The following is a 25,213-nucleotide window of genomic DNA, read 5'->3' as shown; positions in this document are numbered from 1 at the left end:
GCACCCCTGAGAGCCCCCGGCCCGCGCGCCGGGGGCTCTTGTCGTCGACGGCCCTGTCACCGCAGGGTGAGCGGACGGCGGCCGAATCCGTTCGACAAACGGGCGGAGAACGGGCACACAGCGGGCGCGAAGCGGGCAGCACGCCCCCTCCCCGAGGCCTTCCCCACCGCCTTGTCCTGGGCATCCACACCCGACATGACGGGCACATTCGGTCACAAACCCCTCAGCGACGAGCCTGGCCAGTACGGCGATTCCCCTTGTACAAATTTGGCCACCGAAGCCCGAACGGGCCGGACTTCGGTCAGAGCCGGCGCGAACGAAGCGCCCCGAGCCGTGGACGGAGGTGTCGCCGTGGACGCCGAGGAACGAAGACGCGGAATTCTGGATGCGGCACGCCGCTCCGGGTCGGTGGAGGTCGTAGGGCTGGCGGCCGAGTTCGGGGTCTCCAGGGAGACCGTACGGCGTGACCTGAACCTCCTGGAGCAGCACGGACTGGTCCGCCGTACGCACGGCGGGGCGATCCCCGTGGAGAGCGCCGGTTTCGAGACCACGCTCGCCACCCGCACCGCAAGGAACGTCCCCGAGAAGACCCGGATCGCCGCTGCCGCAGCCGCACTGCTGGGGGACGCCGAGACCGTCTTCATCGACGAGGGCTACACCCCTCAGCTCATCGCCGCCGCCCTCCCCCGCAACCGGCCGCTGACCGTGATCACCACCTCGCTGGCCACCGCCGGCCATCTGTCCTCCGCCGAGAACGTCACCGTGCTCCTGCTGGGCGGCAGGGTGCGCGGCGGGACGCTCGCGACGGTGGACCACTGGGCGACCCGCATGCTGTCCGGCTTCGTCATCGACCTGGCGTACGTCGGCGCGAACGGCATCTCCCGCAACCACGGACTGACCACCCCCGATCCCGCAGTCGGCGAGGTCAAGGCCCAGGTCCTCAAGGCCGCCAGGCGCCGGGTCTTCTCCGGCGTGCACACGAAGTTCGGCGCCGTGAGTTTCTGCCGCTTCGCCGACGTCACGGAGTTCGAGGCGATCGTCACCGACGCGGGACTGCCCGCCGCCGAAGCACACCGCTATTCGCTGCTGGGCCCCGAGGTCATCCGGGCCTGAGCCGCTGTCGACACCACAACCCCGCCCCCCGCAAGACCGTGGGCCTGGTTCCCCATGCCCTCGCAACATTCCTGGAGTCAGTCATGCGCACACGGAGAACGATCCATGTCCTCGCCACGGCGACCGCCGCCGGTTCGCTGCTGGTCGCCTGTAGCGGCGCGGGCGGTTCGTCGGGCTCGGGCGGCGACGGCACGTCGATCAACGTGCTGATGGTCGGCAACCCGCAGATGGAGGACATAGCGAAGCTGACCAAGGACACGTTCACGAAGGAGACCGGCATCAAGGTCAACTTCACGGTGCTGCCGGAGAACGAGCTCCGCGACAAGGTCACCCAGGACGTCGCCACCCAGGCCGGCCAGTACGACGTCGCCACCGTCGGCGCGTACGAGATCCCGATCTGGCACAAGAACGGCTGGCTGCACGAACTCAGCTCCTACGCCGAGAAGGACCCGGAGTTCGACTCGTCCGACCTGCTCAAGCCGATGGTGACGGCCCTGTCGGGCTCCGACGGCAAGCTGTACGCGCTGCCGTTCTACGGCGAGTCGTCGATGCTCATGTACAACAAGGACGTCATGAAGGCGAAGGGCATCACCGTGCCCGAGCACCCGACGTGGCAGCAGATCGCCGACATCGCCGCGAAGGTCGACGGCGCCGAGCCGGGGATGCGCGGCATCTGTCTGCGCGGCCTGGCCGGCTGGGGCGAGCTGGGGGCGTCCCTGACGACCGTGGTCAACACCTTCGGCGGCACCTGGTTCACCAAGGACTGGAAGGCCCAGGTGAACAGCCCCGAGTTCAAGCAGGCCACGAACTTCTACGTCGACCTCGTCCGCAAGCACGGCGAGGCGGGCGCACCGCAGGCCGGGTTCACCGAGTGCCTGAACGCCATGAGCCAGAAGAAGGTCGCGATGTGGTACGACGCGACCAGCGCCGCCGGATCGCTGGAGGACCCCGCCTCCAGCAAGATCGCCGGCCATGTCGGCTACGCGTACGCGCCCACCGTCAGGACCAAGAGCAGCGGCTGGCTGTGGAGCTGGGCGTGGGCCATGCCGAAGACCACGAAGAACGCCGAAGCCGCCTCGAAGTTCATGCTGTGGGCGTCCAGCAAGGAGTACGAGAAGCTGGTCGGCGAGAAGCTCGGCTGGTCGCGTGTCCCGGCCGGCAAGCGGGCCAGCACCTACCAGCTGCCCGAGTACCAGAAGGCCGCCGCGTCCTTCGGTGACATCACGCTGAAGTCCATCGAGGGCACCGACCCGGCGAACCCGGGCGTCCAGCCCCGCCCGACCGTGGGCGTCCAGTACGTCGCCATCCCCGAGTTCCAGGACCTGGGCACCAAGGTCACCCAGGAGATCTCCGCCGCCATCGCCGGGAAGACCAGCGTGGACAAGGCGCTCGACGACGGCCAGAAGCTCGCCGAGGACGTCGCGAAGAACTACCGGTGACGCACCGGCAGCCACCGCCGGCACGCCCCTGAACCGCCCGGCCGGACCTCCCCCGGCCGGGCCCCGCTCCCCCCGACCCGGCCGCCGTCGCCGGCCAAGGACACTCCCATGACCACTCTCACCGTTCCCCCCAAGACGACATCACCGCCCGCCCGGCCACGGGCCTCCCGTGGCGGCGGCGGAAAGTGGAAGCGCCGCATCCCGCTGCTGCCGGCGCTCGTCTTCACCATCGTCGTCACCCAGTTGCCGTTCGTGGCGACACTCGTCATCTCCACCTTCCAGTGGAACATCCTCAAGCCGGGCGACCGGCACTTCGTCGGCCTGGACAACTTCTCGTTCGTCTTCACCGATGAGCGGCTGCGCACGGCCGTGCTGAACACGATCGTGCTCACCGCCTCCGTGGTGATCATCAGCGTGCTCCTCGGGCTCGGCCTGGCGATGCTGCTCGACCGCCGCTTCATCGGCCGGGGCCTGGCCCGCACAATGCTCATCGCGCCGTTCCTGGTCATGCCGGTCGCGGCGGCCCTGCTGTGGAAGCACGCCCTCTACAACCCGGACTACGGCCTGCTCAACGGCACCCTCAACGCCGTGTACCGCCTGTTCGGCGCGGACAACGGCCCTACGGTCGACTGGGTGTCCTCGCACCCCATGCCGGCCGTGGTGGTGTCCCTGGTGTGGCAGTGGACGCCGTTCATGATGCTGATCCTGCTCGCCGGCCTTCAGGCGCAGCCCGCCGACGTGCTGGAGGCCGCCCGGATGGACGGGGCGTCGGCGCTGCAGACGTTCCGTCACATCACACTGCCGCATCTGCGGCAGTACATCGAGCTGGGCATCCTGCTCGGCACGATCTACATCGTGCAGACCTTCGACGCGGTCTACACGATCACCCAGGGCGGCCCCGGCTCGCAGACGACCAATCTGCCGTACGAGATCTATCTGACCATGTTCCGCAAGTACGAGTACGGGCAGGCAGCCGCCGCCGGTGTGGTGGTCGTGCTCGGCTCGATCGTGATCGCGACGTTCGCGCTGCGCACCATCGCGTCGCTGTTCCGCGAGGAGGTGTCCCGATGAGCGCCGCGACGACCGCCGCCGCGCCCGGCGCGCGGCTGAAGAGACTGGTGGTACGCCGCCGCGACGACCGGGGCGGCACGCCGAGGCTGTCGCCGCTGTGGACGTTCGTCGCCTGGCTCACCACGCTCGTGTTCTTCGCGCCGGTGGCGTGGATGGTGCTGACCTCCTTCCATCAGGAGGCGGACGCGGCGACCAACCCGCCGACCCCCTTCGCGCCGGTCACCCTCGACCAGTACAGGCTGCTGTTCGGCCGGGACATCACGCCGTTCCTGCTCAACTCGGCGATGGCGAGCGTCATCTCGACCGTGCTGGTGCTGGCGCTGGCGGTGCCCGCGGCGTACGCGCTGTCCATCAAGCCGGTCCAGAAGTGGACCGACGTGATGTTCTTCTTCCTGTCCACGAAGTTCCTGCCGGCCATCGCGGCCCTGCTGCCGGTGTACCTGATCGTCAAGGACGCCGGGATGCTGGACAACGTGTGGACGCTGATCGTCCTGTACACGGCGATGAACCTGCCGATCGCGGTGTGGATGATGCGTTCGTTCCTCGCGGAGGTCCCCAAGGAGATCCTGGAGGCCGCCGAGGTCGACGGCGCCGGTCTGCCGACCGTGCTGTGGCGGATCGTCGCGCCGGTCGCGATGCCGGGCCTGGCGGCGACCTCGCTGATCTGTTTCATCTTCAGCTGGAACGAGTTCATGTTCGCGGTCAACCTGACCGCCACCAACGCCTCGACCGCACCGGTGTTCCTGGTCGGTTTCATCACCAGCGAGGGACTGTTCCTGGCCCGGCTGTGCGCCGCCGCCACGCTCGTGTCCCTGCCCGTGCTCATCGCCGGTTTCGCCGCCCAGGACAAACTGGTCCGCGGCCTGTCCCTGGGAGCCGTCAAGTGAGGGCCGCCGTGATCACCGCACCCGGCAGCGTGGAAGTGCGGTCCGTCCCCGACCCCGCCCCCGGCCCGCGCGAGGTCGTCGTCGGCGTGGCCGCGGTCGGGCTGTGCGGCACCGACCTGCACATCCTGCGGGGCGAGCACGCGCCGAGCCTGCCGATCGTCCCCGGCCACGAGTTCGCCGGGGAGGTCGTCGCCGTCGGCAGCGAGGTGACCGAGCTGACCGTCGGTACCCGGGTCGCGGCCGACCCGAACATGTACTGCGGCGAGTGCCGCTACTGCCGCGCCGGACGCGGCAACCTGTGCGAGCGGTACGCCGCGATCGGCGTCACGCACCCCGGCGCCGCCGCGGAGTTCGTGGCCGTGCCCGTCGCCAACTGCGTGCCGCTGCCCGACCATGTGGACACCCAGGACGCCGCCCTGATCGAGCCGCTGTCCTGCGCCGTGCGCGGCTACGACGTGCTGAACAACAGGATCGGCTGCCATGTGCTGATCTACGGCAGCGGCACCATGGGCCTGATGATGCTGGAGCTGGCCAAACGCACCGGCGCCGCCTCCGTTGACGTCGTCGACGTCAACCCGGAGCGGCTGGCCACGGCACAGAAGCTGGGCTGCTCCCGTACGGCGCTGTCCGCCGACGAGCTGGGGCGTCCCGGCGGCTGGGACGTGGTGATCGACGCCACCGGCAACGCCGCCGCCATCCAGGACGGCCTGGAGCGGGTCGCCAAGGCGGGGACGTTCCTGCAGTTCGGGGTCTCCGACCCGGCGGTGACGGCCACCATCTCGCCGTACCGCGTCTACAACCAGGAGATCACCATCACCGGCTCGATGGCCGTGCTGCACAGCTACGAGCGGGCGGCGGAGCTGTTCGCGACCGGGGTGCTCGACCCCCAGGTGTTCATCAGCCACCGCATACCGCTGGAGCGGTACCCGCAGGCGCTGGAGCAGTTCGCGGCCGGACAGGGCCGCAAGATCGTCGTACTGCCCTGACACGGCGCGCGGGGGCGGCGGGCGGGACGGGACTCCCGGCCGCCGCCCCGCTCCTCGTCCGGCGGGCCCCCACTCGGGCGTACCGGCGGAACATCGCCGCGCGCCGGATCGCTATAGGCGGTATGAGCGACGAATACCGCATCGAGCACGACTCCATGGGTGAGGTCCGCGTCCCCGCGCACGCCAAGTGGCGGGCGCAGACCCAGCGCGCGGTGGAGAACTTCCCCGTCTCCGGGCAGCGCATCGAACGCGCCCATATCGAGGCCCTCGCCCGGATCAAGGGCGCCGCCGCCAAGGTCAACGCACGGCTCGGGGTGCTCGACAAGGACGTCGCCGAGGCGATCCAGGAGGCGGCGGAGGAGGTCGCCCGCGGCGACTGGGACGACCACTTCCCGGTGGACGTGTTCCAGACCGGGTCGGGCACGTCCTCCAACATGAACACCAACGAGGTCATCGCCACCCTGGCGAGCGAGCGCCTCGGCCGGGACGTGCACCCCAACGACCACGTCAACGCCTCCCAGTCGTCCAACGACGTCTTCCCCTCCTCCATCCACATCGCCGCCACCGCGGCCGTCGTCCGGGACCTGATCCCGGCGCTGGGGCATCTCGCGGCGTCCCTGTCCCGCAAGGCGGAGGAGTTCGCGGACGTCGTGAAGTCGGGGCGTACGCATCTGATGGACGCCACGCCCGTCACGCTGGGCCAGGAGTTCGGCGGGTACGCGGCGCAGATCCGGCACGGTGTCGAACGTCTGGAGGCCTCCCTGCCGCGGCTGGCGGAGCTGCCGCTGGGCGGCACCGCCGTCGGCACCGGCATCAACACCCCGCCCGGGTTCTCCGCCGCCGTCATCGAGGAGGTGGCCCGCGCGACCGGGCTGCCGCTGACCGAGGCGCGGGACCACTTCGAGGCGCAGGGCGCCCGCGACGGCATCGTGGAGACCAGTGGGCAGCTCCGCACGATCGCCGTGTCCCTGACGAAGATCGCCAACGATCTGCGCTGGATGTCGTCCGGGCCGCGCACCGGCCTCGCCGAGATCAGCCTGCCCGATCTGCAGCCCGGCTCGTCGATCATGCCCGGCAAGGTCAACCCGGTCGTGCCCGAGGCGGTCCTCATGGTGTGCGCGCAGGTCGTCGGCAACGACGCGACGGTCGCCACCGCCGGAGCCGCGGGCAACTTCGAGCTGAACGTGATGCTGCCGGTGATCGCGAAGAACGTGCTGGAGTCGGTCCGGCTCCTCGCCAACGTCTCCCGGCTGCTCGCCGACCGGACCGTCGACGGCATCACCGCCGACCGGGACCGCGCCCGCGAGTACGCCGAGTCGTCACCGTCCGTGGTGACCCCGCTGAACCGGTACATCGGGTACGAGGAGGCCGCGAAGGTCGCCAAGAAGGCACTCGCGGAACGCAAGACGATCCGTCAGGTAGTGCTGGAGAGCGGCTATGTGGAGCGCGGTGCGCTCACCCTGGAGCAGCTCGACGAGGCGCTGGACGTCCTGCGGATGACCCGCCCCTGACCCGTCACCCGGCGTGATGCTCTGCGGCGCGTGTCACACGCGAGTGCGAACCGTGACCCGCGCCGCAGCGTCATATGGCTGTGGCACCTAATATCTGTGCATGGCAGACGGTGATGTGGTGACGACAGCGGGCAAGGACGCGAACACCGGTGCGACAGCGGCCGGTTCGGGCGGTTTCTGGACACCCGGCAGCCGGATCCTGTGGCGGTACAGGGAGAACGCCGGCACGCGCGTCCACATCGCCCGCCCCGTCACCGTCGTACGGGACGATCCCGAGCTGCTCGCCGTGTGGATGGCGCCCGGCACGGAATGCGTCAAGCCGGTGCTCGCCGACGGCACGCCCGTCCATCTCGAGCCGCTGGCGTCCCGCTACACCAAGCCGCGGACGGTGCGGCGGGACCGCTGGTTCGGCACGGGGGTGCTGAAACTGGCCATGCCCGGCCGGCCCTGGTCGGTGTGGCTGTTCTGGGACCCGGGATGGCGGTTCAAGAACTGGTACGTCAACCTGGAGGAGCCGCTGACCCGGTGGTCCGGCGGCGTCGACTCCGAGGATCACTTCCTGGACATCTCCGTCCACCCGGACCGCAGTTGGCACTGGCGTGACGAGGACGAATTCGCGCAGGCCAGGCAGGACGGCCTGGTCGACGACGCCCTCGCCGAACGCATCCGCAGCGCCGGCAAGCAGGCCGTGGAGGTGATCGACGCCTGGGGTCCGCCGTTCAGCGACGGCTGGGAGCACTGGCGGCCCGATCCCTCGTGGACGGTCCCGCCGCTGCCGGACGACTGGGACCGTACGCCCGCGCACATGTCCTCATGAGACCCTTGATGCGCCCCCGGGCACGAAACGTAGGATCGTCCTCCGCAAGGGCTCATGGCAGCAACTGCCCGGACAGGCACCGAGTCTGACCCGATGTCACCGAGGGGCGGCAGGACGTGACAACCTCTGACCACGCCGGAATTCCGTTCCCGGGGCACGTATTACGGGTATCGGCACTTCGGCGGGACGAACTGCACGCGCGGCGCGCAGTCGCTGACGGATGGATTCGACACGCGTGACGGAGCACCCCACGTCCTACGAACGTCCCCAGCCGGGCGCAGACCCCGCGGAAGCCGGCGGGGCGTTCCTGCGTACCTCCACGCCCGCACACACCGCGGGCACTCCCGCGCTGCCCGCGCAGGCGCCGCGCGGCGCCGACGCCCCGCCGGGCCCGGCCGCACCGCGCGCGCAGAGCCGCGCGGACGCCGCTCAGGGCCGCGCCGAGGCCGGGCAGGGCCCGGACCCCGGCCCGGAGCACGCCCAGCCGGCGTCCGCGGAGACCGGCACCCACCGGCCCCGCCCGGCGCCCGAGGGGATCCCCGCGCAGCCGGACGGCCACGCGCCCCGCGCCGGGAGCGCGCCCTTGGGCGCGGAGCGGCGGACCGGGCAGGGACCCCAGCCGGGGCAGCCCACGCCGATGCGGCGCGACGGCGACCGGCTCCGGTTCGTCGGCGCGGCGACCCGGCGCATCGCCCGCGGCCTGGACCTCGACGAGATCGTGATGGGGCTGTGCCGGGCGACCGTCCCGACGTTCTCCGACGCGATCCTGGTCTATCTGCGCGACCCGCTGCCGGTCGGCGACGAACGCCCCACGGGCCCGCTGGTGCTGCGGCTGCGCCGCACCGACCGCATCCCCGTGGAGCGGGACAGCGAGGCCGGTTTCGCGCCGCTGCCGCCGCCCGCGCAGCAGCCCGAGCCGTGGGAGCTGGCGGAGCTGTCCTCGGTGGCGGCCGAGCTGTGCGAGGTGCGCACCGGCGGTGCGCTCGCCGAGGTGCTGCGCGGGGTGCGGCCGGTGTTCGCCGACGCGCCCGCGGCGCGGGCGGCGCTGCCCGAACTCCTCGGCGCGGGCGGCGACCTGGTCGTGCCCAGCGGGCAGCGGGCCATCCTCGCCCCGCTGCGCGGCCGGCGCCGCGTCATCGGCGCCGCCGTGTTCCTGCGCCGGCCCGAACGGCTCGCCTTCGAGACGGACGACCTGCTCGTCGCCGCGCAGCTCGCCACGCACAGCGCGCTCGGCATCGACAAGGCGGTGCTGTACGACCGTGAGGCGTACATCGCCGACGAGCTGCAACGCACGATGCTCCCGGAGACCCTGCCCCGCCCCACGGGCGTACGGCTCGCCTCCCGCTATCTGCCGGCCGCGGAGACCGCGCGGGTGGGCGGCGACTGGTACGACGCGATCCCGCTGCCCGGCAGCCGGGTCGCCCTCGTCGTCGGCGACGTCATGGGGCACTCCATGACATCGGCGGCGATCATGGGCCAGCTGCGGACGACCGCGCAGACCCTCGCGGGGCTCGACCTGCCGCCGCAGGAGGTGCTGCACCACCTCGACGAACAGGCGCAGAGGCTCGGCACGGACCGCATGGCGACCTGCCTGTACGCGGTGTACGACCCGGTGTCGCACCGCATCACCGTCGCCAACGCCGGCCATCCGCCGCCCGTCCTGCTGCACCTGGGCGGCCGTGCCGAGGTGCTGCGGGTGCCGTCCGGCGCGCCGATCGGCGTCGGCGGTGTCGACTTCGAGGCCGTCGAGCTGGACGCGCCCGCCGGGGCGACCCTGCTGCTGTACACCGACGGCCTGGTGGAGTCCCGGCTGCGGGACGTGTGGACCGGCATAGAGCAGTTGCGGGAGAAGCTCGCCGCGACCGCGCAGCTGACCGGGCCGGACCATCCGCCGCCGCTGGAGGCGCTGTGCGACGAGGTGCTGGACATGCTCGGGCCGGGCGACCGGGACGACGACATCGCGCTGCTCGCCGCCCGCTTCGACGGGATCGCGCCGAGCGATGTCGCGTACTGGACGCTGGAGCCGGAGGACGCCGCTCCGGGCAAGGCGCGCAGGCTGGCCCGGCGGGCGCTGGCCCGCTGGGGTCTGGAGGAGCTGGGCGACTCGGTGGAGCTGCTGGTCAGCGAGGTCGTCACCAACGCGGTGCGGTATGCGTCCCGGCCGGTCACGCTGCGGCTGCTGCGCACCGACGTGCTGCGCTGCGAGGTCGGCGACGACGTGCCGCAACTGCCCCGGCTGCGGCAGGCGCGCGCCACGGACGAGGGCGGGCGCGGCCTGTACCTGGTGAACCGGCTGGCGCGGCGCTGGGGCGCGACCCGGCTGAGCACCGGCAAGGTGGTGTGGTTCGAGCTGAACCGGGCGTGAGGGGCGGGGTCTGCGGCCGGGGCCCCCGGGCGCGGGCTCTGCACGAGGTCGGCGCGGTCCCCGGGCGGGGTTCCGATGGCCCGGCGCGGTCCCGCAGGGCCCCGGCGGCTCCTGAGGGTCGTACGGACGTGTGAAGGGCGCCCGGCGTCACGCCGGGCGCCCTTCTGCGCTCCCCTGCCGGTGATCCACCGGTCGTCCACCGGTCGCCTTTACCGGTCGTCGTCGCCGAACCGGTCGATCGGGTTCTCCGGTTCCTGCGTCGCCGACTCCGACGGCGGCGGTGACGTCGTCGGCGGCTGCGTCGTAGGCGTCTGCGTGGGCGCCTGCGTCGTCGGCTCCTCCGTCGGTTCCTCCGTCGTCGGCTCCTCGGTCGGTTCCTCCGTGGTCGGGGTCTCCGACGGCTCCTGAGATGTCGGCGTCTGCGACGGCGTGGCCGACTCGGGCGGCTCGACCGCGGCGCCCTGATCGGTCTCCAGGTCGAACTCGCTGACCTTGCTCTGCACGCCGAAGGTGTACGCCGCCCAGATCTGCGCCGGGTAGCCGCCGCCGTTCACGCGGCCCTTGCCGGGCAGGCGTCCGGTGGCGCCGGTCAGGGGGGTCTGGGCGTGGGTCTTGGCGTCCTCGCCGAACAGGCCGACGGAGGTGACCAGGTCGGGGGTGTAGCCGGTGAACCAGGCCGACTTGTTGTTGTCGGACGTACCGGTCTTGCCGGCGACCTTCTGCCCGTTGCGCATCGGGTTGTCGCGGACGGACCTGCGGGCCGTACCGTCGTCGACGACGCCGGTGAGGACGGACGTCACCGTGTCGGCGGCCTCCCGGCTGATGACCTGCTCACCGACCGCCTTCGGCATCTCCACGGTGCGGGAGATGTGCTCCACCGACTTGATGAGCGTCGGCGTGACCTTCTTGCCGTGGTTGTCGAGGGTGGCGTACACCCCGGCCATCTGAAGCGGGCTGGCGCCCATCGAGCCGAGGGTCTGCGCGGGCACCGCCGGCAGCTTCTCGGTGTCCATGCCGAGGTCGCCGGCGACCTTCAGCACGTTCTTCATGCCGACGTCGACGCCCATCTGTGCGAACACGGAGTTGACCGACTCGTTCATCGCGGACTGGACGGTGATGGGGCCGTAGTTCGCGCCGTCCTCGTTCTCCGGGGCGAAGCCGACCTTCGTGCCGCCGTCCACGACCGGCCGTTCGCTGGTGCCGTCGTAGATCGTGTTCGCGGTGATCGGCTGCCCGGACTGGGTCTCGGCGCCCTCGTCGACGGCCGCGGCGAGGATGACCGGCTTGAAGGTGGAGGCGGGCTGGTAGTCCTCGCGGGTGGCGTTGTTCGTGTAGTGCTTGAAGTAGTCAACGCCGCCGTACATGGCGACGATCGCGCCGGTCTTCGGGTTCACGGAGACCGCGCCGGCCTGCACGTTCGCGTCGACCTTGCGTTCCTTCGGGTCGAGCTTGCTGGTGAGCTGCTCCTTGACGGCGTTCTCCAGCGTGGCCTGCTTCTTCTTGTCGATGTTGAGGGTGATCGTCCAGCCGCCGCGCTTGACCAGCGCGAGCGCGTCCTTGTAGTCCTCCGCGGCGCCCTGGGCGACGAGCTGCCGGGCGAGCTGGGCGTTGGCCGCCTCGACCAGGTAGCCCTTCTGGCCGCCGAGTCCGGCGGACGGCTTGGGGTCCTTGGGCACGGGGAACTTCAGCGAGGCCCGCTCGCCCTGGTCCAGCCAGCCCATCTCGACCATGTTGTCCAGCACGTAGTTCCAGCGCTGCTGGACGAGTTTCTTGCCGGTGTCGGAGGCGGTCGCCCAGTCGTACTGGCTGGGAGCCTGGAGCAGCGCGGCCAGGTAGGCGCCCTGCGCGACGTTCAGGTCCTCGGCGTCGATGCGGTAGTAGGCCTGGGCGGCGGCCTGGATGCCGTAGGCGCCGCGGCCGTAGTAGCTGGTGTTGATGTAGCCGGCGAGGATGTAGTCCTTGGACTTCTCCCGGTCCAGCTTCAGCGAGATCACCATCTCCTGAAGCTTGCGGGAGACGGTCTGTTCCTGGCTGAGGTAGTAGTTCTTGACGTACTGCTGGGTGATCGTGGAGCCGCCCTGCGCGCCCTTGCCGGAGAGCGTGTTGATCACGCCTCGGGCGGTGCCCTTCAGGTCGATGCCGGAGTCCTGGTAGAAGGTCTTGTTCTCGGCGGCGACGAAGGACCGCTGGACCTTCTTGGGCACCTTCGCGAGGTCGACGATCTCCCGGTTGACCTCGCCGTCGCGGGTCATGATCGAGCCGTCGCTGTATTTGTAGACGTTGCTCTGCAGCTTGGCGTCGGCGTTGCCCTCCGGGATGTCGATCATCATGTACAGCACGATGAAGGCGCCGATGCCGAGCAGGCACAGGCCGAGGAACGTGCCGAGGATCTTCTTCCAGGTGAACAGCCGGCGTATCCGGCTCTTGCCGCCCGCCTGCGACGAGCGGCGGCGCTTGGGGGCCGCGCGGCGGCCACCGCGCTGCCGCGCTCGTCTCTCATCCGCTCGTCCCATGGGTTGCTTCGCTCCGCTCCGTCGTCTTCCGCCACACGAGAGGTGCCGGGCCCAGGTCAGCTCAGAAAGCTAACACCGCTGTATGTGACAAAGTCCGTCCGATCCGGTCGTTACGGACGTGACAATGAGCACCCCCTGCCATGGAACCGACGCCGCAAGAGGGTTGAGAGTTGCCCCTGCCGGAAAAAGTGCTATCACTTAGTTATCGCCGCGCTAACACTGCGGCCACGTCGGACCTCACAGAACGGGGGACCCCATGTCCGAGAACGTCGACGTACCCGAGATGCCCGCACCACGTGTCCGCGAGTTCCCGGCGCGCAGCATCGGCGGCGGCCTCGCCCTGCTGCTCGGGCTGATCGGGCTCGGAGCGGCCATCGCGCTGTTCGCCGGGGCGGAGAAGAACCCGCTGTTCGCCGTCGGCGGCGCCGTCGTCCTGCTCGCCGCCCTCATAGGGCTGCGCGGACTGAACACGGTGGCGCCCGGCGAGGCCCGCGTCGTCCAGCTCTTCGGCCGCTACCGCGGCACCATCCGGCAGGACGGGCTGCGCTGGGTGAACCCCTTCACCTCGCGGCGGAAGATCTCCACCCGCGTCCGCAACCACGAGACGGCCGTCCTCAAGGTCAACGACGCCTACGGCAACCCGATCGAACTGGCCGCGGTCGTGGTGTGGAAGGTGAACGACACCGCGCAGGCCACGTTCGAGGTGGACAACTACCTGGAGTTCGTCAGCACGCAGACCGAGGCGGCCGTACGGCACATCGCCATCGAGTACCCGTACGACGCCCATGAGGAGGACGGCCTGTCACTGCGCGGCAACGCCGAGGAGATCACCGAGAAGCTCGCCGCGGAGCTGCACGCGCGCGTGGAGGCGGCCGGCGTCCAGATCATCGAGTCCCGCTTCACCCACCTCGCCTACGCCCCCGAGATCGCCTCCGCGATGCTCCAGCGGCAGCAGGCCGGCGCGGTCGTCGCCGCCCGGCGGGAGATCGTGGACGGCGCCGTCGGCATGGTCGAGGCGGCGCTCGCCCGGATCGCCGAGCAGGACATCGTCGACCTGGACGAGGAGCGCAAGGCCGCGATGGTGTCCAACCTGATGGTGGTGCTGTGCGGGGACCGCGCCCCGCAGCCCGTCCTGAACACCGGGACGCTCTACCAGTGACCCCGGAAGCCGAGGGGACGCCCTCGCGGCGCCGGCCGCAGCAGCGCAAGCAGGTGCTGCTGCGGCTGGACCCGCAGGTGTACGAGGCACTGGCCCGCTGGGCCGGTGACGAGCTGCGCTCCGCCAACGCGCAGATCGAGTTCCTGCTGCGCAAGGCGCTCGCGGAGGCCGGGCGGCTGCCCCGGGACGCCGGGCCGATACCCCGGCGCGGACGCCCGCCCGGCTCCGGCGGACCGGGGCGCGGCCCCGATGTTCCAGAACCGTGACAATCGGCTCCGACCTGCCCGTTCCCACGCCCTGATGTGACGTGCACACTCCGCGTATACACCTGGCGTATACACCATGTGTACAGTCGTGCTCATGTCCATCGGTCACACCCTTCTGGGACTCCTGGAGTCCGGGCCCCGCCACGGCTACGACCTGAAGCGGGCCTTCGACGAGAAGTTCGGTCACGACCGGCCGCTGCACTACGGCCAGGTCTACTCGACGATGTCCCGACTGCTGAAGCACGGCCTCGTCGAGGTCGACGGCATCGAGGCCGGCGACGGCCCCGAACGCAAGCGGTACGCCATCACCGACGCCGGCATCACCGACGTCGAACGCTGGCTCGCCACCCCGGAGAAGCCCGAGCCGTACCTCCAGTCGACCCTCTACACCAAGGTCGTCCTCGCGCTGCTCACCCACCGGAACGCCGCCGACATCCTCGACACCCAGCGCGCCGAGCACCTGCGCAGCATGCGCATCCTCACCGACCGCAAACGCAAGGGCGACCTCGCCGACCAGCTGATCTGCGACCACGCCCTGTTCCACCTGGAGGCCGACCTGCGCTGGCTCGAACTGACCGCGGCCCGCCTCGACAAGCTGCGTCAGGCGGTGGTGTCCTCATGACCGCGCCCGCCGGCTCCCTCCTCGTCGCCGAGGGCCTGCGCAAGGCCTACGGCCCCACCGTCGCCCTCGACGGCGCCGAGTTCTCCATCCACCCCGGCGAGGTCGTCGCCGTCATGGGCCCCTCCGGCTCCGGCAAGTCGACCCTGCTGCACTGCCTCGCCGGCATCGTCACCCCCGACGCCGGGACCATCCTCTACGACGGCCGCGACCTCGCGCGGATGAACGACGCCCAGCGCAGCGCCCTGCGCCGCTCCGAGTTCGGGTTCGTCTTCCAGTTCGGCCAGCTCGTACCGGAACTGACCTGCGTGGAGAACGTCGCCCTGCCGCTGCGGCTCAACGGCACGCCCCGCAAGAAGGCCGAGCAGACCGCGCTGGAGTGGATGCGCCGACTGGAGGTCCACGACCTCGCCGGCAAACGGCCCGGCGAGGTCTCCGGCGGTCAGGGCCAGCGCGTCGCCGTCGCCCGCGCCCTCGTCACCGGCCCGCGCGTCCTCTTCGCCGACGAACCGACCGGCGCCCTCGACTCCCTCAACGGCGAACGCGTGATGGAACTCCTCACCGAGTCCGCACGCTCCTCCGGCACCGCCGTCGTCCTCGTCACCCACGAGGCCCGCGTCGCCGCCTACTCCGACCGCGAGATCGTCGTCCGCGACGGCAAGTCCCGCGACATGGAGCGCATCGTATGAGCGCCGTACGACAGTGGAGCCGCGACCTGGCCATGGGCGTACGGTTCGCCTTCGGCGGCGGACGCGAGGGCTGGACCCGCACCCTCCTCACCGCCGTCGGCGTCGGCCTCGGCGTGACCCTGCTGCTGCTGACCACCGCCGTACCGAACGTGCTGGCGGAGCGCTCCGCCCGCGAGCACGCACGCGCCGACCACACCTTCAGCCAGCCGGAGCGGCCCAAGGGCCCCGACACCCTCGTCGTCGCCGACGCCAACACCCAGTTCGGCGCCGAGGACGTCCGCGGCCGACTGCTGGAGCCCGAGGGCCCGAAGGCACCCCGGCCGCCGGGCGTGGACCGGCTGCCCGGACCCGGCGAGATGGTCGTCTCCCCCGCGCTGAAGAAACTCCTCGCCTCCGACAGCGGCGCACTGCTGCGGGAGCGGCTGCCGTACCGCGTCACCGGCACCATCGGCGAAGAGGGCCTGGTCGGCTCCCAGGAACTCACCTACTACGCCGGCGCCACCGGGCTCGCCCAGCGCATCGACAGCTCCAGCGTGGCGCGGATCGTCGCCTTCGGCGAGGACGTCCGAGGACAGGAGGACGAACGCCTCGACCCCGTCCTCATCCTGCTCATCCTCGTCATCTTCACCGTGCTGCTGATGCCGGTCGCCGTGTTCATCGCCGCGGCCGTACGGTTCGGCGGCGAACGCCGCGACCGGCGGCTCGCCGCGCTGCGGCTCGTCGGCTCCGACAGCCGCATGACCCGGCGCATCGCCGCCGGCGAGGCCCTCGGCGGCTCCCTGCTCGGCCTCGTCCTCGGCACGGTGTTCTTCCTGATCGGCCGCCAGGCCGCGGGCTCGGTCGAGGTGCTGGGCACCAGCGTCTTCCCCAGCTACCTCACGCCCACCCCCGCGCTCGCCGCGCTCGTCGCCGTCGCCGTGCCCGCCGCGTCCGTCCTGGTCACCCTGCTCACCCTGCGCGGCGTCGTCATCGAACCGCTCGGCGTCGTCCGCACCGCCAAGCCCTCGCGGCGCCGGCTGTGGTGGCGGCTGCTGCTGCCCGTCGGCGGCCTCGCCATGCTGTACCCGATGACCGGGAAGGGCCGGGAGAACGGCGACTTCAACCAGTACCTCGTCGTCGGCGGCGTCCTGCTCCTCCTCGCCGGCGTCACCGCGCTGCTGCCGTGGATCGTCGAAGCCGTTGTCGCCCGCCTCGGCACCGGCGGCGTCTCCTGGCAGTTGGCGATCCGCCGGCTCCAGCTCAGCAGCGGCACCGCCGCCCGCACCGTCAACGGCATCGCCGTCGCCGTCGCCGGGGCGATCGCCCTACAGATGCTCTTCGCAGGCGTCGAGGGCGACTACCGCGAACCCACCGGCAAGGACCTGCGGCGCGCACAGATGCAGGTCGATCTGCGCGAGGACACGAAAGCCACGATCGACGGCGACAACGGCGCCCTCGCACAGCTGCGGTCCACGAAGGGCGTGGAGCAGGCGATCCTGCTCTCCCACAGCTACTTCTCCGAGCGGGCGAAGAACCCCGAGCACACCGTCGAGGTCACCGTCGGCGACTGCGACGCGCTGCGCCTGCTCGCGAACCTGCCCACGTGCCGCGACGGCGACGCGTTCCGGCTGACCGGCGCGGAGTACGACGAGGACCGCACCGACATCGTCAAGGCCGGCGCCACCGTGTGGTTCGACCCCAGCGCCGACGGCGACAAGGGCAAGGAGATCGCCTGGAAGATCCCCGCCGGCGTCCGCACCGCCCCCTCCGTGGACGGCCTGCACGGCTACCGCGTCGGAGGCATGCTGCTCACGCCGAGCGCGCTGCCGAAGAACGTGCGGAGCACCCTCTACAGCGACATCTACCTGCGGCTCGACCGGTCGATGCCCGAGGCGGCGGACCATGTCCGCAACACCGCCTGGCGGCTCGACCCGCTCGCCGGCGCGTGGATGTGGGAGAGCACGCAGGAGTCGAAGAAGTTCGCCGCCATCCGGCAGGGCCTCTTCGTCGGCGCGGCGTGCGTGCTCACGCTCATCGGGGCGAGCCTGCTGGTGTCGCAGCTGGAACAGCTCAGGGAACGGCGCAAGCTGCTGTCGTCGCTGGTCGCGTTCGGTACGCGGCGCAGGACGCTGGGGCTGTCCGTGCTGTGGCAGACGGCCGTGCCCATCGCCCTGGGGCTGCTGCTGGCCTCGGCGGTCGGGCTGACGCTGGGCGCCGTGCTGCTGCGCATGACGGCGACGGCGGTACGCGTCGACTGGGCCAGTGTCCTGACGATGACCGGCATCGGCGCGGGCGTCGTCCTCGCGGTCACCGCGCTGAGCCTGCCGCCGCTGGCCCGGCTGATGCGGGCGGACGGCCTGCGCACGGAGTGAGACGCAGGGTGCGGGGGGCTTCTTCCCCGCACCCCTGCCCACCGGCGCGCCGGTGGGGCCGCGTTGCGCAGTTCCCCGCGCCGCTGTTCGTGGCGGGGCCATCGTGCCCACCTGCGGGCCGGTGGGGCCTGGTCGCGCAGTTCCCCGCGCCCCTGTCTTGGCCGGGCCATCGTGTCCACCTGCGGGCCGGTGGGGCCTGTCGCGCAGTTCCCCGCGCCCCTGTCTTGGCGGGGCCATCGTGCCCACCTGCGGGCCGGTGGGGCCTGGTCGCGCAGTTCCCCGCGCCCCTTCGGGGTTTCGTTTCCACCTGCGGCCCGGTGAGGGGTTCTCGCGCAGTTCCCCGCGCCCCTGAGTGCCTGCGGCGGCCTGTGTCCGGGGGTGCGTGGTTGCGGTTGCGCCTACGGGCGGTGGGTGGGTCGGGTGCGCGCCGGGGGGTGTCCGTCCTCGGTGCGACGCTGGGATTCTCAGATTCGTGCCGGGCGTTTTCGCCGCACGCTGCGGGCGGGCACCCCCCGACACGCCCCCTCCCGCCGCACGGCGGCTGCGGGCCGTCGACGGCCGAGGTCCACGGGGCGACCCCGGTGCGAGCGGTCGGGCAGTCGTAGCTGCGGGCAGTCGTGCCGATGGGGCGATGGGGGGTACCCCTGCTCGTGAGCGCGGCGGCGTCCCGTCAGTGCCGAGTGCCCTCGTAACGCCGGGGCGCTGACCTGCCCCGAAGAGGCCCGCACCCGCGTCGAGCCGGCCCCAGGGCGCGCCTGCCGTCGGGGCGCTGGGCGCGGGGGGCCGGGGCCCCCGGCCACGAACGGGGTGTCAGGAGGCGACCCGTACCGGCAATGTCCGCAGCGCCTCTCGGAGCGCCGACGCGAGTTCCTCGTACTCCGCCCCCCGCGCCGCCCCGGCCCGCATGGCGAGGGCGATGCGCCGGGCCGGCGCCGGCGGGGCGAACGTACCGGTGAGCAGCCGGCTGCTCCGCGCCGTCTCCAGCGGCAGCGCCGTCCGCGGCAGCAACGTGCACCCCATCCCCCCGGCGACCAGCTGGACCAGCGTGGACAGCCCGGCGGCCGTCGTCGTGACCGGCGCGTCCTCCCGCCCCGCCTCCCGGCAGATCTCCAGCGCCTGGTCCCGCAGACAGTGGCCCTCGTCGAGCAGCAGCAGATGCAGTTCCTTCAGCGCCTCCCGCCCGATGCCCTCCCGCCCGCCGAGCGGGTGCCCGATCGGCGTGACCAGGACGAAGTCCTCGTCGAAAAGGGGGAGTTCGACCACCCCCGGCACCCCCAGCGGCACCGCGAGCAGCAGCAGATCGAGCCGCCCGTTCTGCAGCCCGTCCAGCAGGCTCGCGGTCTGTTCCTCGTGCACCTGCAGATCGAGGTCGGGACAGCGGTCGTGCACGAGGTGCAGCACGGTCGGCAGCAGATACGGCGCCACGGTCGGGATGACACCGAGCCGCAGCACCCCGGTGAACGGCGCCCGTACCGCCTCGGCCTCCTCCAGCAGCGCCTGCACCTCGTCGAGCACGGCCTTGGCGCGCACCGCGAGCCTCTCCCCCGCGGGCGAGAGCAGTACCTTCCGCGTCGTACGCTCGAGGAGCGTGACACCGAGTGTCTCCTCCAGCGCGGACACCGCGCCGGACAGGGCCGGCTGGCTCATCCCTATCGCCGCGGCCGCGTCCCGGAAGTGCAGGTGTTCGGCGACCGCCGCGAACGCCCGGAGCTGGGACAGGCTGGGCTGCCGTCGTCTCGTGCCGCTGCTCAAGGGTCCCCTCACTGATAAGTGCTGCCGATCAACTCGACCGAGTGTAGCTATTTCACGAATCAATGCACGCTGTGCCAACATCAACATCGTCCAACCCATGGGAAACACCAGCAAAAGGGGTGTTTCTTCGCTGCAAGGAGAGCGTGTGCTCACTGTCGGTGACAAGTTCCCCGAGTTCGAACTGACCGCCTGCGTCTCGCTGGAGAAGGGCAAGGAGTTCGAGAAGATCAACCACAAGACCTACGAGGGCAAGTGGAAGGTGATCTTCGCATGGCCCAAGGACTTCACCTTCGTGTGCCCCACCGAGATCGCCGCCTTCGGCAAGCTGAACGACGAGTTCGCCGACCGTGACGCGCAGATCCTGGGCTTCTCCGGTGACTCGGAGTTCGTCCACCACGCCTGGCGCAAGGACCACGACGACCTGCGCGACCTGCCGTTCCCGATGATGGCCGACTCCAAGCACGAGCTGATGCGCGAGCTGGGCATCGAGGACGAGGAGGGCTTCGCCAAGCGTGCCGTCTTCATCGTCGACCAGAACAACGAGATCCAGTTCTCCATGGTGACCGCCGGCTCCGTCGGCCGTAACCCCAAGGAGGTCCTGCGGGTCCTGGACGCCCTCCAGACGGACGAGCTGTGCCCGTGCAACTGGAACAAGGGCGACGAGACCCTGGACCCGGTCGCCCTGCTGGCTGGTGAGTGAGGCATGTCCCTCGACTCCCTGAAGTCCCGTATACCGGACTACGCCAAGGACCTGAAGCTCAATCTGGGTTCGGTCATCGGCAACTCCGAGCTTCCCGCCCAGCAGCTGTGGGGCACGGTGCTGGCCACGGCCATCGCCTCGCGTTCCGCGATCGTGCTGCGGGAGCTGGAGCCGGAGGCGAAGGCGAACCTCACGCCGGAGGCGTACCAGGCCGCCAAGGCCGCCGCCGCGATCATGGCGATGAACAACGTCTTCTACCGGACGCGCCATCTGCTGTCGGACCACGAGTACGGCAACCTGCGCGCCGGTCTGCGGATGAACGTCATCGGCAACCCGGGTGTCGACAAGGTCGACTTCGAGCTGTGGTCGTTCGCGGTGTCCGCGATCAACGGCTGCGGCATGTGCCTGGACTCGCACGAGCAGGTGCTGCGCAAGGCGGGCCTGGACCGTGACGTCATCCAGGAGGCCTTCAAGATCGCCTCGGTGATCCAGTCGGTCGGCGTCACCCTGGACGCGGAGGCCGTCCTGGCGGACGCCCAGTAGGCGCGGTACACGGCACAGGGCCCCGGCCACCGGAAGGACGCTCCTCGCGTCCGGAAGGTGGGCGGGGCCCTGTCGTTCGTCGCCGTGCACGGGCCGGGGCGATCGGCGGCGCTGCTGCCGTCGTCCGTCCGCGGTACGGGCCGGGGGTGCCCCGTCGGCTACGGCTGTTCCTCGCCCGGCGGCGACGCCGGCGGCTTCTGTCCGCTCACCGGCACCGCAGGCGACGCGTCCGTGGAGGTGGCGCCGCGCGGCGGCGGGGCGTCGCGCAGGGCGGGCCCGCGGGAGTACGCCCGCAGATAGCCGGCGACGGTGTTCGTCACCGCCACCAGCGGTACGGCCACCACCGCGCCGCCGATCCCGGCCACCATGCCGCCGGCGGCCACGGACAGCACCACGGCCAGCGGATGCACGCGTACGGCCCGGCCGAGGATGAACGGCTGCAGGATGTGACCCTCGATCTGCTGCACCGCGAGGACGACGACCAGCGTCATCACGGCCGTGAACACGCCCTGCGTCACCAGCGCCACGACGACCGCGAGCGCCCCGGAGACGACCGCGCCGACGAGCGGGATGAACGCGAACAGGAAGATGAACACGGCGAGCGGCACGGCCATCGGCACATCGAGGAAGTAGATGCCGATGCCGATGAACACGGCGTCGATCAACGCGACCAGGACCGTGCCCCGGACGTACGCGGTGAGCGTCGCCCACGCGCGCGGTCCGGCGCCGGCCACGCCCGGCCGGGCGGCTGCGGGCACCAGCTTCAGGAACCACTCCCAGATGCGCCGTCCGTCGTACAGCAGGAACAGCGTGGAGAAGACGGTCAGCAGAATCCCGGTCAGGGCCTCCACGACGACCTGGACGCCTTCCAGCCCGGCCGAGGTGATCTGGTCGGTGTTGGCGCCGATCGCCTCGCGGAGGTTCTGCGCGATCTGGTTGATCTGCTTGTCGGTGACGTGGAAGGGGCTGTTCAGCAGCCACTTGCGCAGTTCGTCGATGCCGTCCTGGATCTGGTCGGAGAGGTCGTCGATGTTCTCCATGACCTGCCAGGACACGAACCAGCCGATCAGGCCCATGATGACGAAGCCGAGGATCGCGGTGAGCGCGGTCGCCGGCCCGCGCGGTACGCCCATGCGCCGCAGCCGTGCCACCGTCGGCTGGAGCAGCGCGGTGATGAGCAGCGCGGTGACGAAGGCGAGGACGACGAGCTGGACGGCGCTGATGACCTTCATCAGCACCCAGAGAGTCCCGGCGAGCACCAGCAGCCGCCACCCGGCCTCGGCGGCGACACGCACGCCCCAGGGGACCGCCTGGGCGGGGTCGGGTCGGACGGGCGCGGCAGCGGGCTCGTACTCGACGGCGGTCACGGGGGCGGGCTCGGGTTCGGGTGCCTGCCGTTCCCGTTCCGCTTCGGCGCGCCGCTCGTCGAGCCGTTCCCCCATCTCACTGAGGCCCGCGCCGATGCGGCCGAGCCATCGTGGCACTCGCGACATGATCCGTCCTCTTCCCCCGTCTCGCCCCACCACTCCCCCCCAGGGGTCGTCGTGTCAGACCGTACAGGGCACAAGCCCCTCTCCGTGAGGACGGGGAGGGGCTTGCGAAGGTTGATCGGCGGTGCCGGAAATCTGGCGTACGGGCCGAAGGCGCGGCCTAGTACCAGTGGTTGGCCTGCCAGAACGCCCAGGCGTCGCAGGGGCTGCCGTACCGCGCGTTCATGTAGTTCAGGCCCCACTTGATCTGGGTGGCCGGGTTGGTCTGCCAGTCGGCGCCGGCGGAGGCCATCTTGGAGCCGGGCAGGGCCTGGAAGAGGCCGTAGGCGCCGGAGGACGGGTTCACGGCGCGGTAGTTCCAGCTGGACTCGTGGTCCACGATGTTGCTGAAGCACTGGAACTGACCGGCGGAGACCATCTGCCGGGCCATCGCCTGGATCTGAGCGACGGTGTACGAGCTCTGCACGGGGAAGTCGGCGGAGCTGCGGCTCGCGGCGGCCTTGGCCTCGGCGCGTTCCTTGGCTTCCTTCGCCGCCTTCTCGGCGGCTTCCTTCTTCGCGATCGCGGTCTCGGCGGCCGCCTTGCGGGCCGCCTCCTCGGCGTCCTTCTTCGCGGTCGCGTCCGCAGCGATGGCCTGCGCGTCGGCCTGCTGCGTCAGGGACGCGGCCTGGACCTGGGCCTGCTGGCCCGCGGGAATGTCCGCGAGCAGCGTCGCGTCGGCCGCCAGTGCTTCGGCGTCGTTGTTCTGCGCTGCGGTGCTGCCCGAGGCAACGCCGACGACGCTTCCGACAGCGGTGACTGCGGTGGCGGAGGCCACTGCGAATCCCCGGACCGAGATCCGGCTCACACGGTTTCCTTCCAGCATCGCCCGCTTCGGTGACCCTGGCGGACGCAATCGTGCCCCTGGCACTGGCCTCCCCAACTGCGGGTCACGGGAGGCACGGGCCCGGTGGGCAACTCCCGCTCGGGAGCGCCGCGTGGTGCTCGGGCGGCATACGACGGCTGCTATGGAGTTGGTGTTCCTGCTGTGGTGCCGGACCGCTGGGGGTACGGCTGTGTCGTATGCGGGGCCTGACAGGAGTGAGACTCTGCCGTAACCCGACACCGCAAGGCAATTCCGAGTTGCGTGTGAAAGCTCACATCCCGTTTGGCCCAGGGGATTTCATCGAACGCGCACATGCGAGGGCGCCGCCGGACTAGGCTCTTGCCTTCGTCCGACGGCGCCAACCGCTGCGTAACCTCTGTGAAGTTGGTCGATCCGCTCAGCTTCGCTCAAGTTCTGCCAAGTCGGGTCAGATGTGGCCGTCCTCCAGCATTTCGGTCACAAGTGCGGCGATCTGGGACCTCTCGGACCTGTTGAGCGTGACGTGCGCGAAGAGCGGGTGCCCCTTCAGCTTCTCCACGACGGCGACGACACCGTCGTAACGCCCGACGCGCAGATTGTCCCGCTGTGCCACGTCATGGGTGAGTACGACCCGTGAGTTGGCGCCGATCCGGGACAGCACCGTCAGCAGCACGTTCCTCTCCAGCGACTGGGCCTCGTCGACGATGACGAACGCGTCGTGCAGCGACCGGCCCCGGATGTGGGTGAGCGGCAGCACCTCCAGCATGCCGCGCGCGGTGACCTCCTCGATGACCTCGCGGGACGTGACCGCGGACAGCGTGTCGAAGACGGCCTGCGCCCACGGGCTCATCTTCTCCGCCTCGGTGCCCGGCAGATAGCCCAGCTCCTGCCCGCCGACCGCGTACAGCGGCCGGAACACCATCACCTTCTGGTGCTGCCGCCGCTCCAGCACGGCCTCCAGGCCCGCGCACAGCGCCAGCGCCGACTTGCCGGTGCCGGCCCGGCCGCCCAGGGAGACGATGCCGACGTCCGGGTCGAGCAGCAGATCCAGCGCGATGCGCTGCTCGGCGCTGCGGCCCTTGATGCCGAACGCCTCCCGGTCCCCGCGGACCAGCCGGACGTTCCCCTCGGGGGTGACGCGGCCGAGGGCCTTGCCCCGCTCCGACTCGATGGTGAGACCCGTGTGCACGGGGAGGCCGGCCGCCTCCGGCACATACACGTGTCCCTCCTCGAAAAGGATGTCCACCTGCTCCCCGGCCAGGGTCAGTTCGGACATCCCCGTCCAGCCGGAGTTGTCCGTGATGGCCAGTTCGGCCCGGTACTCCTCGGCGAGGAGGCCCACGGAGGACGCCTTGATGCGCAGCGGCAGGTCCTTCGAGACGACGGTGACGTCGTATCCCTCGGCCTGGAGGTTGCGTGCGACCGCGAGGATGCGGGAGTCGTTGTCCCCCAGTCGGTAGCCGGTGGGCAGCACGCTGGGGTCCGAGTGGTTGAGCTCGACCCGTACGGTCCCGCCGAGGTCCCCGATGGGGATGGGGGCATCGAGGCGGCCGTACCGCACCCGGTAGTCGTCGAGCAGGCGCAGCGCCTGCCGGGCGAAGTAGCCGAGTTCGGGATGGTGCCGCTTGGCCTCCAGCTCCGTGACCACGACGACGGGGAGCACGACCTCGTGCTCGTCGAAGCGGTTCAGGGCGTTCGGGTCGGCCAGCAGGACGCTGGTGTCGAGGACGTAGGTGCGCCGGTCTGGCTTGTGGCGCTTTGTGCTGGTCACCACGGAAGGACGTACCCCCTCGGATGAGGTCGGGGAGCGACGAGACGGTGCTGGACCGGTGTCCGGCCCTCGCGTGCGAGGGGCCGTGGACCGGCCCTCCGCGGCTGCTTCCGTGCAGTGGCCGCACGGTCGGGCTGGTGCAAAGGGCCTCCCGGGCGGACGGCCCCGTGCCGTCCGCTGAGATCCGACGCCCGTGGTTCGGGTGTCGACCTGCTTGGCTTATGCCCTCGAACGTGCAATGCCATGCCGACACGGTGTCGGCGCGGCGCCGACGCGCCGGTGAACTCCGGGGGGTGCCGGGCTGTCACGGGGTGGGGTGCGCGGAGG

General features: G+C 70.9%; 20 protein-coding genes. 15 read left to right on the top strand and 5 right to left on the bottom strand.

Features of this window, described 5'->3' with window-relative positions:
• Positions 1–351 precede the first annotated feature (351 nt).
• From MTQ10_RS09815 to MTQ10_RS09780, 8 genes are all read left to right on the top strand, one after another.
• Positions 352–1,113, top strand: coding sequence for a DeoR/GlpR family DNA-binding transcription regulator (locus MTQ10_RS09815; RefSeq protein ID WP_247464750.1), 762 nt, complete (start codon positions 352–354; stop codon positions 1,111–1,113).
• An 83-nt stretch (positions 1,114–1,196) separates the two neighbouring features.
• Positions 1,197–2,552 carry an ABC transporter substrate-binding protein gene (locus tag MTQ10_RS09810; protein WP_247464746.1) on the top strand — a complete coding sequence of 452 codons (1,356 nt, stop codon included), beginning with the start codon at positions 1,197–1,199 and terminating at the stop codon, positions 2,550–2,552.
• 108 nt (positions 2,553–2,660) lie between these two features.
• Positions 2,661–3,623, top strand: coding sequence for a carbohydrate ABC transporter permease (locus MTQ10_RS09805; RefSeq protein ID WP_247464743.1), 963 nt, complete (start codon positions 2,661–2,663; stop codon positions 3,621–3,623).
• A complete protein-coding gene (locus MTQ10_RS09800) occupies positions 3,620–4,510 on the top strand; it encodes a carbohydrate ABC transporter permease (RefSeq protein WP_247464740.1) in 891 nt (296 codons plus the stop codon). The genes MTQ10_RS09805 and MTQ10_RS09800 overlap by 4 nt, the downstream gene beginning before the upstream one ends.
• Positions 4,507–5,496: a zinc-dependent alcohol dehydrogenase family protein gene (locus MTQ10_RS09795; protein WP_247464738.1), complete on the top strand. Its 990-nt coding sequence runs from the start codon at positions 4,507–4,509 to the stop codon at positions 5,494–5,496. Before MTQ10_RS09800 ends, MTQ10_RS09795 begins: the two co-directional genes overlap by 4 nt.
• A 122-nt stretch (positions 5,497–5,618) precedes the next feature.
• Positions 5,619–7,007 (top strand): class II fumarate hydratase, encoded by a 1,389-nt coding sequence (locus tag MTQ10_RS09790; protein WP_247464735.1) that lies wholly within the window; start codon positions 5,619–5,621, stop codon positions 7,005–7,007.
• A 100-nt stretch (positions 7,008–7,107) separates the two neighbouring features.
• Positions 7,108–7,824, top strand: a complete 717-nt coding sequence (fomD, locus tag MTQ10_RS09785; protein WP_247464732.1) for a cytidylyl-2-hydroxypropylphosphonate hydrolase — start codon at positions 7,108–7,110, stop codon at positions 7,822–7,824.
• A gap of 235 nt (positions 7,825–8,059) precedes the next feature.
• Complete coding sequence (locus tag MTQ10_RS09780; RefSeq protein WP_374117588.1) at positions 8,060–10,189, top strand: SpoIIE family protein phosphatase; 2,130 nt, start codon at positions 8,060–8,062, stop codon at positions 10,187–10,189.
• A gap of 209 nt (positions 10,190–10,398) precedes the next feature.
• Here the strand turns inward: MTQ10_RS09780 and MTQ10_RS09775 are convergent, their stop codons facing one another.
• Complete coding sequence (locus MTQ10_RS09775; protein WP_247464727.1) at positions 10,399–12,702, bottom strand: transglycosylase domain-containing protein; 2,304 nt, start codon at positions 12,700–12,702, stop codon at positions 10,399–10,401.
• A gap of 256 nt (positions 12,703–12,958) precedes the next feature.
• Here MTQ10_RS09775 and MTQ10_RS09770 point away from each other — a divergent pair, with 256 nt between their 5' ends.
• The 5 genes from MTQ10_RS09770 to MTQ10_RS09750 all read left to right on the top strand — a co-directional run bounded on the left by MTQ10_RS09770 (position 12,959) and on the right by MTQ10_RS09750 (position 17,786).
• The gene (locus tag MTQ10_RS09770; protein WP_247464724.1) at positions 12,959–13,861 is read left to right on the top strand and encodes an SPFH domain-containing protein; all 903 of its coding nucleotides are present in this window, start codon (positions 12,959–12,961) and stop codon (positions 13,859–13,861) included.
• Positions 13,858–14,127, top strand: a complete 270-nt coding sequence (locus MTQ10_RS09765; protein ID WP_247464721.1) for a hypothetical protein — start codon at positions 13,858–13,860, stop codon at positions 14,125–14,127. The genes MTQ10_RS09770 and MTQ10_RS09765 overlap by 4 nt, the downstream gene beginning before the upstream one ends.
• Positions 14,128–14,221: 94 nt before the next feature.
• Entirely contained in the window at positions 14,222–14,749 is a 528-nt protein-coding gene (locus MTQ10_RS09760) for a PadR family transcriptional regulator (protein WP_247464718.1), read from the top strand.
• The gene (locus tag MTQ10_RS09755) at positions 14,746–15,435 is read left to right on the top strand and encodes an ABC transporter ATP-binding protein (protein ID WP_247464714.1); all 690 of its coding nucleotides are present in this window, start codon (positions 14,746–14,748) and stop codon (positions 15,433–15,435) included. The genes MTQ10_RS09760 and MTQ10_RS09755 overlap by 4 nt, the downstream gene beginning before the upstream one ends.
• The gene (locus MTQ10_RS09750) at positions 15,432–17,786 is read left to right on the top strand and encodes an ABC transporter permease (protein WP_247464712.1); all 2,355 of its coding nucleotides are present in this window, start codon (positions 15,432–15,434) and stop codon (positions 17,784–17,786) included. Before MTQ10_RS09755 ends, MTQ10_RS09750 begins: the two co-directional genes overlap by 4 nt.
• Positions 17,787–18,596: 810 nt before the next feature.
• On the opposite strand, the gene MTQ10_RS09745 is transcribed toward MTQ10_RS09750, so the two are convergent.
• Entirely contained in the window at positions 18,597–19,538 is a 942-nt protein-coding gene (locus MTQ10_RS09745; protein WP_247464709.1) for a LysR substrate-binding domain-containing protein, read from the bottom strand.
• Between the two features lie 145 nt (positions 19,539–19,683).
• On the opposite strand from MTQ10_RS09745, the gene MTQ10_RS09740 reads away from it, so the two are divergent.
• Together MTQ10_RS09740 and MTQ10_RS09735 are read left to right on the top strand one after the other, a co-directional pair.
• Positions 19,684–20,238 carry a peroxiredoxin gene (locus tag MTQ10_RS09740; protein WP_247464706.1) on the top strand — a complete coding sequence of 185 codons (555 nt, stop codon included), beginning with the start codon at positions 19,684–19,686 and terminating at the stop codon, positions 20,236–20,238.
• 3 nt (positions 20,239–20,241) lie between these two features.
• Positions 20,242–20,781, top strand: coding sequence for an alkyl hydroperoxide reductase (locus MTQ10_RS09735; protein ID WP_247464703.1), 540 nt, complete (start codon positions 20,242–20,244; stop codon positions 20,779–20,781).
• Positions 20,782–20,939: 158 nt separating this feature from the next.
• On the opposite strand, the gene MTQ10_RS09730 is transcribed toward MTQ10_RS09735, so the two are convergent.
• The 3 genes from MTQ10_RS09730 to MTQ10_RS09720 all read right to left on the bottom strand — a co-directional run bounded on the left by MTQ10_RS09730 (position 20,940) and on the right by MTQ10_RS09720 (position 24,889).
• Positions 20,940–22,274, bottom strand: coding sequence for an AI-2E family transporter (locus tag MTQ10_RS09730; protein WP_247464700.1), 1,335 nt, complete (start codon positions 22,272–22,274; stop codon positions 20,940–20,942).
• A 157-nt stretch (positions 22,275–22,431) separates the two neighbouring features.
• A complete protein-coding gene (locus MTQ10_RS09725) occupies positions 22,432–23,118 on the bottom strand; it encodes a transglycosylase SLT domain-containing protein (protein ID WP_247464697.1) in 687 nt (228 codons plus the stop codon).
• 445 nt (positions 23,119–23,563) lie between these two features.
• Complete coding sequence (locus MTQ10_RS09720; RefSeq protein WP_247464695.1) at positions 23,564–24,889, bottom strand: PhoH family protein; 1,326 nt, start codon at positions 24,887–24,889, stop codon at positions 23,564–23,566.
• Between the last annotated feature and the right edge of the window lie 324 nt (positions 24,890–25,213).

The organism is Streptomyces sp. XM83C (assembly GCF_023072675.1).
Classification (GTDB): Bacteria; Actinomycetota; Actinomycetes; order Streptomycetales; family Streptomycetaceae; genus Streptomyces; species Streptomyces thermocoprophilus.
The sequence above is the reverse complement of the archived record's forward strand: the minus strand, read 5'-3'. Positions and strand labels throughout refer to the sequence as shown.